This is a genomic window from Desulfosporosinus meridiei DSM 13257 (assembly GCF_000231385.2).
Classification (GTDB): Bacteria; Bacillota; Desulfitobacteriia; order Desulfitobacteriales; family Desulfitobacteriaceae; genus Desulfosporosinus; species Desulfosporosinus meridiei.
Map to the genome: position 1 here is coordinate 635,728 of NC_018515.1, position 15,495 is coordinate 651,222.

Sequence of the window (15,495 nt, forward strand, 5' to 3'; positions counted from 1 at the left end):
ATATGTATCCTGGAATTGATATTATTGAAATTGAACGAGTAGCCCAAGCTTTGAAACGTCAACCAAGGTTATTTGAGCGTCTTTTCACAAATCGGGAAAGAGAGTCTTTGCAGGGCAAAGGGATTCAAAGCTATGCAGCCCGTTTTGCAGGAAAAGAGGCAGTTTTAAAGACTTTAGGCACGGGCTTGCAGGGATTGTCCTGGCATGATGTAGAAATTATAAGTAATCCAGAAGGAGAGCCAATAGTATATCTTAGTCCGGGAGCCATGAATCACGTAAGTACTAGAGGAGGATCTCAAGTGCGAGTAAGTCTAGCACATAACCGAACTCAGGCCATGGCCTTCGCAATCTTGAGCTGAGTTAGAGAAATTGGGGTGGGAAAAAATGCGTGTGGTCAATGCAGAACAGATGCGGCAGATTGAAGAGAAAGCCATTTATCATTATGGTATTCCAAGTTTGCTCCTTATGGAAAATGCGGCCTGGGCAGTGGTCGAAGAAATTCGGCGCAATATCCCCAATGGCAAAGAAGGTCTAAACCGCCGAAAAGCGGTTATCCTGGTTGGAAAAGGAAATAACGGTGGGGATGGCTTAGCGGTTGCCCGGCACTTAGTCTTTCAAGGGATGGATGTTACCGTCTTATTATTTGCTGCTCAAAAGGAATTTAGAGGAGATGCAGCGTTAAATTTGCGTCTTTTTCAAGGTACCACCGGGAAACTATTTGTCGTTGAAGGGGAGAAGCAACGGCGTTTGATACGCTTAGCTTTAGCCCAGGCCGATGTTGTTATTGATGCCTTGTTTGGAATTGGAATGCGGGGAGCTTTGCCAAGTTTGATTGAGGAATATGTGGATGAAGTAAACGTTGCTCCCGGATGGGTGGTATCCATTGATATTCCTAGTGGTGTTGAGGCTAATACCGGCAAAGTTTATCGAACTGCAGTCCGAGCTCAGACGACAGTTACCTTTGGACTCCCCAAATGGGGACTTTTTCTCGGCGAAGGCCCTGAATATTGTGGTCGAGTTGTTGTAGATCCTATTTCCATCCCGGAATCCTACTTAATGGAGGAAGGGATTTCAACATTTGTGCTGATGGATGCAGACGTACGTGATATAATTCCTATTCGGCAGCTTAAAGGGCATAAGGGAACCCATGGCAAGGGTATTCTTGTGGCAGGTTCTAAAGGGATGAGCGGGGCGGCGGTGCTGGCGGGACAAGGTGCCTTGCGGAGCGGCATAGGGCTGTTGCAAATCGTGACTCCTCTAGGAATAGCCGGAGAAGTAGATGCTGGTATCACTGAGGCAACAGTCTGGTCAGCACCCGGCGCAGATTCTCTTAATGAAGAAGCTTGGCCTGTGATCTTAAAACAAGCTGAGAAGGCTAAAGCCCTGGCTGTAGGCCCGGGGCTGTCTCAGAATATTGACTTTGTTTCTGTTTTGGAAGAAATACTAAAGAATATTAGCTGCCCTGTTATCTTGGATGCCGATGCTCTCAATCTTATAGGATTGGATTCAAGCTTGTTAGCTTTGCGAAGTGGTCGAGGAGACTTAATACTTACCCCACATCCGGGTGAAATGGCCCGACTTTGTCAGTGCAGCATCGAAGATATTGAGCGAAACCGGCTGGAAATTGCTGTCGCTAAAGCAGTCGAGTGGGAAGCTGTAGTGGTTTTAAAGGGATCAGTAACCATTATAGCCTCCCCTGATGGGCGTGCATTTTTTAACCCAACCGGGAATCCCGGACTTGGTACCGGCGGGACAGGGGATGTCCTTACCGGGAGTATTCTTGGCTGGTTAGCTCAAGGGGTTCCGCCCCTTGAGGCAGCTTGTCTGGGAGTGTATTTACACGGAAAGGCGGCGGATGCCTTAGCGGGGGAATTTGGCTGGTCAGGATTTACGGCTTCGGAAGTAGCAAATCAACTCCCCAAAGTTCGACGTGCTTTAGAACTTAAGGGTTTAGAGGGAAAGAGAGGATGAGATTATGGGAGGGAGACAGGTTTGGGCTGAGGTAGACTTGCAAGCGCTTAAAGACAATTTCTTTAAGCTTCAGTCATATACAAAGAGTGAAATAATGCCGATTGTAAAAGCAGATGCTTACGGCCATGGCGCGCTTCCCGTGGTGAAGACTCTTATTGCCTGTGGTGCTAAGCGCTTTGGTGTTGCCCTCTTAGAAGAGGCTCTGGAAATCAAAACCGTATTTCCTCAGGTGACGGTTATGGTCATTGGGGCAACTGAGGAAAATGATTCGGAAACTCTGGTTAGAGAAGATATCATTCCTACGATTTTTCAATTAAATCAGGCGCAAGCACTCTCTGAGGCAGCTGTACGGCTCAAGCGGAGTGTTAGATTGCACATAAAAGTTGATACAGGAATGGGACGAATCGGATTTCGCGCGACAGAGATTGCAGAGATCCTAAAGATCGCTGAATTGCCCAATCTTATTATAGAAGGAATTTTTACCCATTTTGCCACTGCAGATCAGAAGGATTTGTCATTTGCTAAAAAACAGCTAAAGTCTTTTCAAACAGTTTATGATCAACTTAAGGTTGCCGGACTTACTATTCCAATTCGCCATACCGCAAATAGTGCTGGGATTATCCAATTTCCGGATTCCCATTTTGAGATAGTCCGTCTGGGGATTAGTTTATATGGGCTTCAGCCATCTGCTCAGATCAGTGAAAACATCGGTCTGCAGCCGGTTTTGTCCTGGAAAGCAAAAGTATCCCATGTAAAAACCATTGAGACTGGCGAAACTGTAAGCTATGGGCGCACTTTTCAAGCGGCTTATCCTACTCGTGTCGCTACTGTTCCGGTGGGTTATGCCGATGGGCTGCGTAGAGCCCTGTCTAATCAAGGTGAAATGCTGATTCGGGGAAGACGGTCGACGATAATAGGGCGGATCTGTATGGATCAAACTATGTTAGATGTGACAAAAATCTCAAATGTTCAGGTGGGAGATGTGGTGACTATTCTCGGTAAAGATGGTAATGAACATTTAACAGCGACAGAAATGGCAGATTGGATGAGTACTATTAGCTATGAAGTGGTTTGTGGAGTTTCCAAAAGAGTTCCGCGCCTTTATAAAGAGGCCTAGGGATGGTGTATTCTCCAATCTTCTGTAATTTAAAGCGGTTTGTTGACTACTCTTTACAGTTATGAACCTTGTTTCTGCAAAAGAATATGCTGCTTAAAGAATAAAACCCTTTGCCGTCTCATAAATTGTGGCAAGGGGGGAGTGCTATGGCCATATTAGATTTAACGACGGGATTGAGTTATGCCTTTTTTGTAATTTGCCTGGTGCTCGGTTGGGGCGCTGCCGGGGCCTTGGATTATGAGGGCATATTGCGTCGTTCTACATCCCGTTGGGGTAGTCTTCTCCTTAGAATAGGTGTAGCTTTAGTCTTAGCAGAAGGGTTCCGTCTTTTCTTAAGCTTTGCGGTAGGGCCCATTCTTGACTTAGTTGTCAATAAAAGTATCAACGGATTTAAAGCTTTTTAAGATAAGATCTTTTATAGTAGTACTCCTAAGACCGATATTTTTTCTTTCTAATGGATTATGTTCACCGCTTGATACAACAATGGTAGTTTGATGTTATACGATAGTGCCAAGAATTCAAGGCCCCCTTCAGCTTTCCTGGAGGGGGTTGTCAAATTTTACTGGAAAGCTTCAATTAGGACGGTAAGAAGAAAACCATAGAGTAATATGTTTCGTCTGGGTTAACACTTATGAGATACTACTATTTTTCATTTTGTAAACGGATTAAATAAATTTTGAGGATATCTGTTAATTAAGAACCAATAACTACGAGATTGACAGTATAAAAATCTTAGTTACTCGTGGTAAGATAAGTGTATGAAAAATAATAAAGTCCCGAGAATCTAACTCTTTAGAAGAGGTATAAAGATAGGTTTGTTTTGAGCCGATTTTGGTTGATAATACATATGAGTGCTAAAATAGATTAGATAAGTTTTGAAGGAGTAGACATGAAGCGAACATGGCGTTTTTGGCTGGCCCTATGGGCAGGTAAAATAATTACAACGGGTTTGTTAGCAACGGGGAAAAAGGGGACAACCCTCCCTGGAAAGATTTCAAATTGGTTTGATCCCCAGATCATGAAACATTTAAGTGAGTCTTATACAGATGGGATTATAATGGTTACCGGAACCAATGGAAAGACAACAACTGCCAATCTTTTGGCAAGTATTTTGCGAGAGGCCGGAAAAGACTTCGCCTTTAATCAAGCAGGAGCCAACCTAGTTACCGGTATTACAGGGGCATTAATCCAAAATACGAGTTGGAGAGGCTCATCGAGAGCCAGGATGGCATTATTGGAAGTTGATGAAGCAACTGTGCCAAAGTTTTGTAAGCAGGTGACTCCTAATTTAGCGATTGTAACAAACTTTTTTCGCGATCAACTTGATCGCTATGGAGAATTAGATACAACAGTTCGCATGGTTAAAGAATCGTTGCCAAAGGAAACCATTCTGATCTTAAATGCAGACGATCCCTTAGTCGCTCAGTTTGGCACGAATCTTACTAAAGCTATCTATTATGGGGTGGAACGTACTCCGGATAGTCGTGAAGAGAGTCAAGAGACCCGGGAAGCCAGATTTTGCCCTAGATGTGGAACAGCCTTGGAATATTCCCTGTTTCACTATGGGCAATTAGGGGTTTTTAAATGTTCGGGCTGCGGGTTTCAGCGTCCAGAGCCGAAGATACTTGCCCAAGATATTCATCAAAATGAAGGAGCTTTGCTATTTCAGGTTGCTGAAGTTACTTATCGAATCGCCTTGCAAGGATACTATAATCTATACAATGCCCTAGCGGCTTTTACAGCAGCTCGTGAGTTAGGCTTCGAAGATGAAACAATTGCCAGAGGATTGCGAGTCTTCATCCCTCAAGCGGGACGTATGGAACGGTTTTATTTGTCTGAAGGGGAAGTCACCTTAACTCTCGTTAAAAATCCGACCGGTTTTGATCAAGTCATTCAGACAATGATCGGGGTTAATAAACCTCTGGGGATATTGATTGGAATTAATGACCTGGCAGCAGATGGCAGAGATATTTCCTGGCTTTGGGATGTAAACTTTGAACGATTAGGTGAGCAGGACAGAAGAATAAAGAATGTTGTTTGTACAGGTCTGCGAGCAGAAGACATTGCCTTACGGCTTAAATATGCCGGTGTATCTGTTGAGAAGCTCATTTTGGAACACAGTTTAGAGGGAGCCTTGGATCACCTGAAAAAAACTCGGGCCGAGGACGAGGCTTGGTTTGTCTTACCGACCTATACACTACTCTTTCCCTTCCGAGGCATCTTAGAAAATCTCCAAAATAGCGCCGGATTAACTAACTCGGAAGCTAAGGGTGGAAAGGAGGCCAGAGCATGAACTTGAAAATTTGCCATCTTTATCCGGATTTGCTGGATCTTTACGGTGATCGGGGGAACATTTTGACTCTGGCTGCCCGCTGCCGTTGGCGGGGAATTGAGCCGGATATTCAACAAGCCTCCTTAGGCGAAGACTTAGATTTCATGAGTATGGATATTCTATTCATTGGCGGCGGTTCCGACCGGGAACAAGGTTTATTGGTTCAGGATCTGATGCGGCGGGAAGATGAACTCAGAAAAGCAATCGAGAATGGTCTGGTAGTGCTTGCCATTTGTGGCGGTTATCAAATGCTGGGAAAATACTATCAAATGGCTAACGGAGAAAGAATTGATGGGCTGGGAATTCTTGATGTTTGGACAATTGCCGGCACAAAGCGTTTGATTGGGAATGTGGTTGTAGAACTTAATCAAACAATTTTGGAGGGAGATTCACAAAGGCTCAAAACATTAGTGGGGTTTGAGAATCACTCAGGCAAAACTCATTTAGGTGAAGGAGTCAGCCCTTTAGGGAAAGTCGTATTTGGGAATGGAAACAATGGAGAGGACAGTGAGGAAGGGGTTCGGTACTTGAATGTCTTTGGTACTTATCTGCATGGGCCGCTTCTGCCCAAGAACCCTCATCTGGCTGATTTATTGTTGGAATTAGCTCTTAAAAGACGAGGAATAGATACTCTTTTGCTGAATCTGGATGATCGCTTGGAAGAACTGGCCCATAAGGTTATGGTCAAAAGATTGTTGAAGCAAGCCTAGTTTCAAAGCTCTGTTTGTTTATGAACAAAAATCAGTATATCATGAGTGATATACTGATATACTATCATTATTAAACAATTCCGCTATTTAGTTCTTTTAAGATGCTGGTCTCTTACCATAATTTACATGGCGAAAAGACCTTGTTTTACCAGGGTTTTGGTTTATTTGCCATTCGAATTCGTTGACACATTTTTAGGTTACTGTCTATAATAGAGTATAGCTTTAGCTAAATGACTTGGGGGTGCTAATGTGGCAGAAAGTAAGCGAATTATGATAAGTTTGCCGGAAAGTTTGCTTGCGGAGGTTGATGGGATCGTCACAGTTGAAAAGCGTAATCGCAGCGAATTTATTCGAGAAGCATTGAATAGCATCCTTCACGAGCGCCGGAAAAAGGGTATCCATGAGCAAATGCGTAAGGGCTACCAAGAGATGGCGCAACTGAATTTATCCATAGCTAGGGAATTGTTTTCCACAGAGCAAGAGGTTTTAGAGTATTATGAAGAAACGATGGTGGCATATCAGAGATGATGATAAAACGCGGGGAAATCTATTACGCTGAGCTTAACCCCGTTGTTGGCTCAGAACAGGGAGGAACTCGTCCCGTCCTCGTGATCCAAAACGACATAGGAAATCAATTTAGCCCTACAACAATTATTGCAGCGATCACTTCCCAAATTGCCAAGGCCAAATTACCTACTCATGTGGAAGTAAGAGCTAAACGAAGTGGATTAGAGCGGGATTCAGTCATTCTTACAGAACAAATTCGAACCATTGATAAAAGTCGACTAAAGGAAAAAGTGGCTGTGTTGGATGAAGAGGTTATGTTAAGGGTAGATCAGGCCATTGAAATTAGTCTGGGGCTAGCGGATATTTGATATAATTTACGAAGAGGCAGCGTATCGGGAGATGAAAAATACCGACGCTGTTTTGTTTGTTGTCTTATTACTTTTATGCTTTAAAAGTATGTACCTGTAAATTACTTGCAACAAAAAAGAGACAACTATTGTTGTCCCTTCTCTGTACGGGCTCACCTGCACAACATGCCAGCAAAGATAGGTATCTTTGTAACGTGAAGTTCCATAGCAGATGGTATTCCGATTTAGTCGCGCTCATTAGCGCGAACTCAATGTCAGCTCGCCTTAAGTTTAGAGCAAGGGTAACTTTTTGTCAACCTAGCAATGTGTATACATTATTCTTTATTACATAAAAGAGGAATTTTTGTGTTTTTCGACGAATAATGAATCTGGAATAATAAATTTTGGGTGCTAAATATGGTAAAAAATAGAATAATTGGAAGGAGAAACCGCTTGATTCAATTAGAAGGGGTAAACAAACATTTTGGTCATTTGCACGTCTTGAAAAATATCGATTTAACAGTTAAAACGGGAGAAAAATTGGTGGTCATTGGCCCCAGCGGATCAGGCAAGAGTACACTAATTCGATGTATGAACCTTTTAGAGAAGCCGAGTTCTGGTAAGGTTACAGTGGATGGTGTTGAAATTACTGCTCACAAGGCATTAGTGGCTAAGGTTCGTCAATCAGTTGCGATGGTCTTTCAACAATTTAATCTCTATCCGCACAAAACGGTATTAGAAAATTTAACTCTTGCCCCAATACTTATCAAAAAAGTGTCCCCGGCTGAGGCCGCCGAGGCTGGTTTAGCCTATCTTGAACGCGTAGGGCTGAAAGAAAAGGCTAATGTCTATCCCTCTCAACTTTCTGGGGGACAGCAGCAACGTGTGGCGATTGCCAGAGCTTTGGCAATGCGTCCAAAAATCATGCTCTTTGATGAGCCAACATCAGCCTTAGATCCTGAGATGATTCAGGAAGTTCTCGACGTTATGGTTGATTTAGCCCACGAGGGAATTACGATGGTCGTAGTTACCCATGAAATGGGTTTTGCTAAAACCGTCGCAGATCGCGTTATTTTCATGGATGACGGACAGATTGTAGAAGAAAATACTCCTAAATGCTTTTTTGAAAACCCTACCCACGAACGAACTAAATCGTTCCTAAGCCGAATTTTGCGCTAGTTTGAAATTCGGTGCTATAGGTGTACTGAAGTTAGTGCCAAGATACAGGTATCTTGAGCCGAAGAAAGTTTAAAGAGGGGGATAAAACATGAAAAAATTCGGTATGGTTTTGACAAGTCTATTGTTAGTTGCCGGTCTGGTAACAGGATGTGGATCAACTCCAGCGGCTCCTGAGAAAAGCGGCGGCGGACTGCCGGCAGATGTTCAGGCTATTAAAGACAGGGGAGTTCTTAAAGTAGGGGTAAAAGTTGATGTTCCTAAATTTGGCTATAAGGATCCTAAGTCTGACGTAGTTGATGGTTATGAGATTGACTTAGCTAAAGCTATCTCTAAAAAAATATTGGGAACTGAGAAAATCGAAACCACTGCAGTAACAGCAAAGACACGTGGCCCATTAGTGGATAGCGGGGACGTAGACTTGGTCATAGCAACTTTCACAGTTACCGAAGAGCGCAAAAAGAGCTATAACTTCTCTGATTCGTATTTTACAGATGGTGTAAAATTGATGGTTAAAAAGGATTCCGGTATTAAGGGTCTCAAAGATTTAAATGGCAAAAAGATTGGTGTTGCTCAAAGTGCAACCAGTAAGAAAGCCATTCAAGAGGCTGCAGATAAAATTGGATCGAAAATCACTTTCTTAGAGTTCAGCACCTATCCGGAAATTAAGACTGCCTTGGATTCCGGCCGGGTTGACTGTTTCTCCGTAGATGGTTCTATCCTATTTGGATATTTAGATGACTCAACGGTTATCTTGGACGATAGTTTCAGTCCTCAAGACTATGGCGTTGCTTCCAAGAAAGGAAATGACGGCTTAGCAAAAACCGTTAATGATACCATTGCCGAGCTGAAAGCATCCGGTGAACTCGATAAAATGATTCAAAAGTGGGGGCTTAAATAGTGGTTGGTCCTTTTGCTTGGTTTAAATGGGAAGCGCTTTTCCGTGATTGGACGGTACTTGCTGAGGGGTTTAAAACTACAATCATGGTAGCCATCCTTTCACTTGCATTAGCCTTGATCCTGGGGATAGTGTTTGGGGTGTTAGGCACTTCTCAGTGGACACTAGCAAAGCTAGTAAGTCGCGTCTATGTGGAATTTATTCAAAACACGCCTCTGGTTATTCAGGTTTTCTTTCTTTATCATGGGCTGCCGCATATGGGCGTTATGCTGCCTGTGTTTACCGTGGGGGTTCTAGGTGTCGGGGTTTATCATGGGGCCTATATCGCCGAAGTGGTCAGGGCCGGAATCAACTCGATTCACAAAGGACAGATGGAAGCAGCTTTATCGCAGGGATTTAGTTTTTGGGGAGCAATGCGGCATGTTATCTTGCCGCAAGCTTCTCGAGTAGTTTTGCCACCCCTTACTAATCAAGCAGTTAACTTGATCAAAAACACATCGGTAATGGCTATGGTAGCCGGTGGAGATCTGATGTATCGTGCGGACTCCTGGTCAAGCGATAATCTATATTATGGGCCTGCCTATGTTGCAGTAGGGCTGCTCTATCTCCTGCTTTGTTTACCTTTAGCAACGCTGACACGCCGCTTCGAAGGTAAAACGGGGGTATCTGCATGATTCAAGAAGTATTTAAACCTGAACTAATTCGCTTTCTTGGTCAAGGACTTATGACGACCTTGTATATTGCTGTCATGGCAATACTGATCAGTTTTGTCTTTGGAACCCTGCTGGGAATAGCTCGTTACTCTAAACAGCCTATTCTGGGCAGAATTGCTGCCTTGTATATTGAATGTGTTCGAAACATTCCCATGTTGCTTTTTATTTTGGTTTTTCGCTTTATGACTACGATGAAGCCGATTAATTCGGGAATTGTGGCAATTGCAGTCTTCACATCAGCGATCATTGCTGAGATAGTTCGAGGGGGGTTAACCTCCATTGACAAAGGGCAGTGGGAAGCTGCCAAGTCCCAGGGCTTTTCTTATCGCCAAACCTTGATGCATATTATCCTACCGCAAGCCATGCACAAGATGATACCGCCTTTAGTATCTCAGTTTATAACAGTTATTAAGGATACATCTTTCGTATGGGTTGTAGGGGTTGAAGATCTTACTGGCAAGGGCATGATTATTTTGGGCCAATACGGAACAACCGGTCAAGTCTTTACAGTATTTGGAATGATTGCTTCAACGTACTTCGTTTTGAATTATTCACTTTCAATTTTAGCTCGTCGGCAACAATTAAAAATGATTCATCAAAGCTATTAATTTGTAACTAGTCGCGACCCTATTAATGGGGTCGCCTTTTTATTACCAGTAAGAGAGTACTTATTGCTAGTATTTTTTTATACTCCAAAGGGTTCTTATATTTTGGCAAATCTCCGTGTTGCAAATATGATTACATAATTAAATTGGATCCACAAATAATAGGTTAAGGCCATAATTAGAACGGGTATTAAAAAGGTTTAAGGGCATGCGTTTATAAATAAGGAGCGTAAATAAATGGATATGATGATAAAAGACCTCATTGAAGAAAAGAAACCAGCTATCTTGCAGCAGTGGTTTGATGCAATCATGGCGACATATCCCACAGATACCTCGGGCTTTTTGAAGGATCAGAAAGATAGGTTTAGAAATCCGGTTGGTCATACGTTTACTGAGGGAATGGACAAAATTCTGGAAGCATTAATTGCCGGAGAGGGACTTGAGGAGGAGCTGCCCTTCATTGATGATATAATAAGAGTTAGGGCTATCCAAGATCTCACCCCGGCCAAAGCCTTGAGCTTTGTTTTTTCTCTTAAAGGAGTGGTTCGTAAAGAACTAGAACAGGATATAAAAAAGCATCAAATATATGGTGAGCTCATGAAGTTTGAATCAGAAATTGACAGGCTTGCTCTTAATGCTTTCAATATCTATGTAAGATGCAGGGAACAGCTGTACGAACTTAGGACAGATGAACTAAAAAGAATGACATTTACTTTGCTTAAGAAGGCAAATTTAATGTCTGAGCTCCCAGTGGAAGAATTCGGACATAGAGATAGTCCCTCTATCAACCCTAATAATGGTTCCGACAAGACAAAAGAGTAATAACCACAAATGATAGAACTTTATTAGCTGGCGGTTAAAAATGATATAATGGGTAAGAGATTTAAAGTCGGTAATATACCGGCTTTTTCAATATTAATTGTCTTGTAAGAGGGGGAAGATGATGTTAGAGATAGCCGAAGAAGAACTGAACTACTTAAATCAAATAGCTTCAGAAATTAAATATCCCAAAGGGCAGATAATTTTTTCCACCAGCCAAAAAGCCAACGAAGTTTATTATATTAAATCTGGTTTAGTGAAAATATATCGCACCACCTCGGACGGTCGTCAGGTGTCTGTGGCACTTCGTTATCCCGGGGACTTCATTGGTCTGGCTGAAGTGCTTAGCAATATCAATGAGAGAGAATATAGTGCAGAAGCTATGGATAATGTCTCTATTCTGATTATATGGAAAGATGGTTTTAAAAAGATGATGGCCGAGCTGCCAATGTTTTCTGAGAAAATAGTCAGATTGATGAGTGATAGGTTGAGGGAAGCTCAAAATACTATCTATGATTTTATCATGAACCCCATCCAAGGGAGGCTGGCGATTTTTTTGTTAGCTATGGCTGAACGTTCCGGGGACAAAGGGGCAGACGGTATTATTCATGTGCGCTTGCGGGTTACTCAGGAAGAACTGGCCTGTGTGATAGGTTCAGCAAGGCAAACAATTTCGTCGCTGCTCAACTTGTTTAAGGAAGATGGAAGCATCCAATATGAAGGTAGAGAGATTGTTGGTGTAAATCCCAACAAGCTAAAAACCTGGATTCAAGAATAGTAAAATAGCTCATCAGAAAGAATGTAATCCAGCCGACAAAATAAAGGTCGTTTGCCCGACCTTTATTTTGTCGGCTGGATTTCTTTGTCGTTAAAATGACATAAAAATGTCTTCAGTCTGGTTTTAACAATCAATTTGTGTTGTTAAAATCTTCACATACAAAAGAATAGGACGGAGGGTTGTACTTAACTGTTCAAAGAGAGATTGTTTATTTAACTATATGACGAAATGGGGGGTACCAATGTCGGATCATGTTTTACAGCCCAAAACACAGAATTCAGGTACTAAGGTGATTTCCAATAAAACGGGCAAAAGTAAGAATGCCTTACTGGGTTTCATTATTTCTTGGTTAGTTTTTGCCGCAATTCTACTATTCATTCCTACTTCTGAGAGTCTTACAGTAGGCGGACGGGCAGCCTTGGCTGTGATGGGCTGGGCCACAATCATCTGGTTGAGTGATGGCTTGCCTTTAGCAGTTTCAGGGCTAATGATTCCGGTCTTATTATCGCTGACTGGCGCAGCTAAGAAACTCCCGGATGCCTTTAGTGGCTTTACCAGTAATGTTACGTTCCTGATTCTTGGTTGTTTTATTTTAGCGGCTGTTATGCAGACCACTGGCTTAGACAAGAGAATTGCCCTGAGTATTGTCTCAAGGGTCAAACCCACGGTTGGGAGTGTTCTAAAAGGTATAATTGGGGCTCATTTGGTTACGGCAGTACTGGTTCCGGCCACGAATGCCAGGGGAGCACTTTTCCTGCCGATTATTCAAGGTTTAAACAGCTTGTTTGAAAAAACTGGCGAAGGCGCCAGAGCAAGAAAGGTATTCACGATGGTGGGCATCGGTTTTGCTTCATTGGCAAGCGGTACTATCCTGATGCATAGCCATATGTCCAATGTTATTGTAGCTCAAACTATTAATCAGGCAATTGAAAAAGACGTGATCAATTGGGGAACCTGGGGTTGGATGAATTGGCCATTACTTGGAATTTTGGTAATCATGTATTACTGGGTCAACTGGATTATGAAAACTAAAAATATTGAAGTCCCCGGGGGTATCACAGAAATCAGCCGTCAAAAAGAAGCCATGGGTAAAATGACTAGTACAGAGTGGATAGTTTTGGTTACCTTTGGAATTGCAATCTCTTTATGGGCAACTGAACAAATACACGGATACCAAATGGCCTTGGTTGCTCTGATAGCCGTGATGGTACTATTCATTCCGGGGCTTACTGACTTTTCCTGGAAAAAAGTGCAATCTAACACGATCTTTGGTACATGGTTGTTGCTCTGCGGTTCCCTGTCCTTGGTATCTGCCTTTGAAAAAACAGGTGTGGACAAATGGATTGCTTCTCACCTGGTTGGTTTAGCACCAGCCTGGGGTTGGATTGGGGTTAGCATCTTTATCTGTGTAGTAGTACAAATCAGCCGCTTGGGTATTGTAAGCAATGTTGCAGCTGTAACTCTGCTGGCGCCCATTGTTGCAGCAATGGCGCCTATGCTTAAGTTGAACACGGTAGCCTTTACCATGATGGTATTGAATGTAGATAGTTACGCGTTTGTATTGCCTATCTCGGTAACCGCCTGTCTAATCGCCTATGGAACTGAGGAGTTTACCTTTGGTGAATTCGTTAAAGTTGGTGCCCCATTAACATTGATGGTTATTCTCTATATGGTCTTTATCATGGTGCCCTGGTATGCCTTCACTGGCTACCCTATCTGGGTACCCACTCCATAACTTTTAAAGGAGGAAAATATGATGTCAAGAGCAAAAATGCCCAGTTCCCTAGAGAAAATTGAAGAGGTTCGCATTGATACCGATATTCTGATTATCGGAGCTGGAAATGCCGGTTGTTTTGCTGCTATCGAGGCCAAGCGTCTCAACCCAGATTTGCAAGTTACTTTAATGGAGAAAGCCCACATTGATCGCAGTGGTTGCCTAGCTGGTGGTATGGATGCGATTAATACCTACATTAAGAAGGATCGTACCATCGAAGATTTTGTGCGCTGGAGCCGTTCTCAGGCGGGGGGTCTGCTCCGGGAAGATTTGACAATTTCCATGGCAGAGGTTTTAAACAAGCCCATCGAAGAATGGGAAGAGTGGGGTATGCCCATTAAGTATGAAGCAGACGGGGATGAATACAAAACTCGAGGTAAATGGGATATCACCATCAGTGGTTCTGAGATGAAAGTTATTCTAGCCGAAAAAACCCGTGAGACGGGTTGCGAAATTATTAACAGAGTGGTAGCAACCAATTACCTAATGGAGGGTAATAAAGTAATCGGTGCTATTGGTTTTGGGGTAAGGGACGGTAAAGTATATGTGATACGAGCCAAGGCAACCATTATAGCAACAGGCGGGGCAGCGGGTTTGTATAAGCCTTACCAAAACGACGGCAACGACAGTCACCATCAGCTCTGGTATGCTCCCTTTAACGTAGGTACTGGTTTTGCCATCGGTATCCGTCAGGGTGCCGAAATGACCACCTTTGAAATGCGTTGGTGTGCCACCCGTACTAAAGATTTTAATGGCCCTATCGATACTATCTCAGTAGGATATAAAACCCCTATGATTAATTGCAAGGGCGAGCAAATATTGAAAACCCGGTACGCTCATCTGGGCGGAGATGCAGCTCCCCGTTATATTCGGGCCAACCTGCCTATGGACGAGTGGCGTGAAGGTCGCGGTCCCTGCTATGTAGATACCACCCACATGACTCCCGACCAAATTCATGATATGAAATACGACTACCTAAACGAGCGTCCCAGTTATGTCTTATTCCTGGCCAGCCGAGCTCAAGATTTAAATAAAGAACCCATCGAAATTTATGGGTCTGACCCCTATATTGTGGGTGGACACACAGCCAGCGGATACTGGGTCGATGTAAAAAGAGCAACAACTTTGCCCGGATTGTATGCCTGTGGTGATGTGGCCGGTGGAACACCCAACAAATTTGTGGGTGGTTGTGCTGCTGAGGGAATTTTATCCGCCCGAGCTGCCGTTGAATATGTGGCCGATATCCAACAGGGGATCATCAACGAGGAACAAATTCTCATAGAGAAGGAGAGGATTTTTGCTCCCGGTTTCCGGCATATTTCCGTGGGGGATGGAGTTAAGCCTCGAGAAATGGAAGAGAGACTACAGCGCCTGATGGATGAATATGCTGGAGGCGTGCATCAGTTTTTTAGAATGAATAAGGAAGGTTTGGAATATGCTCTGCGCAATCTCAAGATTTTGAAGGATCAGGTCAAATATCTGATCGCTTCCGATCTTCATGAGCTGATGGATGCTCATGAAGTTATTGACAGATTAGACGTAGCCCAGGTTTTGGTACACCACCTAATGTTCCGTGAAGAGACCAGATGGCCAGGTTGGCAGTCCCGTGCAGATTTTCCGGAAAAGAATGATCAAAAATATGATTGCTTTGTGAACTCTCGTTATAATCCTGAAACCAAAGAAGTGGAAATGTTTACTCGCCCCTATGAACAAATCATCTCGGGTGATCGTTTAAAAGCTTAAGATAG

General features: G+C 43.2%; 16 protein-coding genes. All 16 read left to right on the top strand.

From position 1 onward, the window contains the following. Window positions 1–2: 2 nt before the first annotated feature. Complete coding sequence (gene acpS, locus DESMER_RS02930) at window positions 3–359, top strand: holo-ACP synthase (protein WP_014901571.1); 357 nt, start codon at window positions 3–5, stop codon at window positions 357–359. A 25-nt stretch (window positions 360–384) separates the two neighbouring features. Then, the gene (locus tag DESMER_RS02935) at window positions 385–1,971 is read left to right on the top strand and encodes an NAD(P)H-hydrate dehydratase (protein WP_014901572.1); all 1,587 of its coding nucleotides are present in this window, start codon (window positions 385–387) and stop codon (window positions 1,969–1,971) included. Between the two features lie 4 nt (window positions 1,972–1,975). Next, window positions 1,976–3,088, top strand: a complete 1,113-nt coding sequence (gene alr / locus DESMER_RS02940) for an alanine racemase (RefSeq protein WP_014901573.1) — start codon at window positions 1,976–1,978, stop codon at window positions 3,086–3,088. A gap of 146 nt (window positions 3,089–3,234) precedes the next feature. Then, complete coding sequence (locus DESMER_RS02945; RefSeq protein WP_014901574.1) at window positions 3,235–3,492, top strand: hypothetical protein; 258 nt, start codon at window positions 3,235–3,237, stop codon at window positions 3,490–3,492. A gap of 485 nt (window positions 3,493–3,977) precedes the next feature. Further along, a complete protein-coding gene (locus tag DESMER_RS02950) occupies window positions 3,978–5,381 on the top strand; it encodes a MurT ligase domain-containing protein (RefSeq protein WP_014901575.1) in 1,404 nt (467 codons plus the stop codon). Further along, window positions 5,378–6,130, top strand: coding sequence for a type 1 glutamine amidotransferase (locus DESMER_RS02955; RefSeq protein WP_014901576.1), 753 nt, complete (start codon window positions 5,378–5,380; stop codon window positions 6,128–6,130). The genes DESMER_RS02950 and DESMER_RS02955 overlap by 4 nt, the downstream gene beginning before the upstream one ends. A gap of 249 nt (window positions 6,131–6,379) precedes the next feature. Beyond that, entirely contained in the window at window positions 6,380–6,658 is a 279-nt protein-coding gene (locus DESMER_RS02960) for a CopG family ribbon-helix-helix protein (RefSeq protein WP_014183054.1), read from the top strand. Continuing rightward, window positions 6,655–7,005 carry a type II toxin-antitoxin system PemK/MazF family toxin gene (locus DESMER_RS02965; RefSeq protein ID WP_007778968.1) on the top strand — a complete coding sequence of 117 codons (351 nt, stop codon included), beginning with the start codon at window positions 6,655–6,657 and terminating at the stop codon, window positions 7,003–7,005. Before DESMER_RS02960 ends, DESMER_RS02965 begins: the two co-directional genes overlap by 4 nt. 432 nt (window positions 7,006–7,437) lie before the next feature. Further along, window positions 7,438–8,163: an amino acid ABC transporter ATP-binding protein gene (locus tag DESMER_RS02970; protein ID WP_014901577.1), complete on the top strand. Its 726-nt coding sequence runs from the start codon at window positions 7,438–7,440 to the stop codon at window positions 8,161–8,163. An 88-nt stretch (window positions 8,164–8,251) separates the two neighbouring features. Beyond that, window positions 8,252–9,061, top strand: coding sequence for a transporter substrate-binding domain-containing protein (locus DESMER_RS02975; protein ID WP_014901578.1), 810 nt, complete (start codon window positions 8,252–8,254; stop codon window positions 9,059–9,061). Further along, window positions 9,061–9,732: an amino acid ABC transporter permease gene (locus tag DESMER_RS02980; protein ID WP_014901579.1), complete on the top strand. Its 672-nt coding sequence runs from the start codon at window positions 9,061–9,063 to the stop codon at window positions 9,730–9,732. The genes DESMER_RS02975 and DESMER_RS02980 overlap by 1 nt, the downstream gene beginning before the upstream one ends. Continuing rightward, window positions 9,729–10,379, top strand: a complete 651-nt coding sequence (locus DESMER_RS02985; protein WP_014901580.1) for an amino acid ABC transporter permease — start codon at window positions 9,729–9,731, stop codon at window positions 10,377–10,379. The genes DESMER_RS02980 and DESMER_RS02985 overlap by 4 nt, the downstream gene beginning before the upstream one ends. A gap of 234 nt (window positions 10,380–10,613) precedes the next feature. After that, window positions 10,614–11,198 (top strand): RsbRD N-terminal domain-containing protein, encoded by a 585-nt coding sequence (locus tag DESMER_RS02990; protein ID WP_014901581.1) that lies wholly within the window; start codon window positions 10,614–10,616, stop codon window positions 11,196–11,198. 118 nt (window positions 11,199–11,316) lie between these two features. Continuing rightward, complete coding sequence (locus tag DESMER_RS02995; protein ID WP_242831040.1) at window positions 11,317–11,973, top strand: Crp/Fnr family transcriptional regulator; 657 nt, start codon at window positions 11,317–11,319, stop codon at window positions 11,971–11,973. Window positions 11,974–12,214: 241 nt separating this feature from the next. Then, window positions 12,215–13,708: an SLC13 family permease gene (locus DESMER_RS03000; RefSeq protein ID WP_014901583.1), complete on the top strand. Its 1,494-nt coding sequence runs from the start codon at window positions 12,215–12,217 to the stop codon at window positions 13,706–13,708. A gap of 21 nt (window positions 13,709–13,729) precedes the next feature. Beyond that, a complete protein-coding gene (locus DESMER_RS03005; RefSeq protein WP_014901584.1) occupies window positions 13,730–15,490 on the top strand; it encodes an adenylyl-sulfate reductase subunit alpha in 1,761 nt (586 codons plus the stop codon). The last annotated feature ends 5 nt before the right edge of the window (window positions 15,491–15,495 follow it).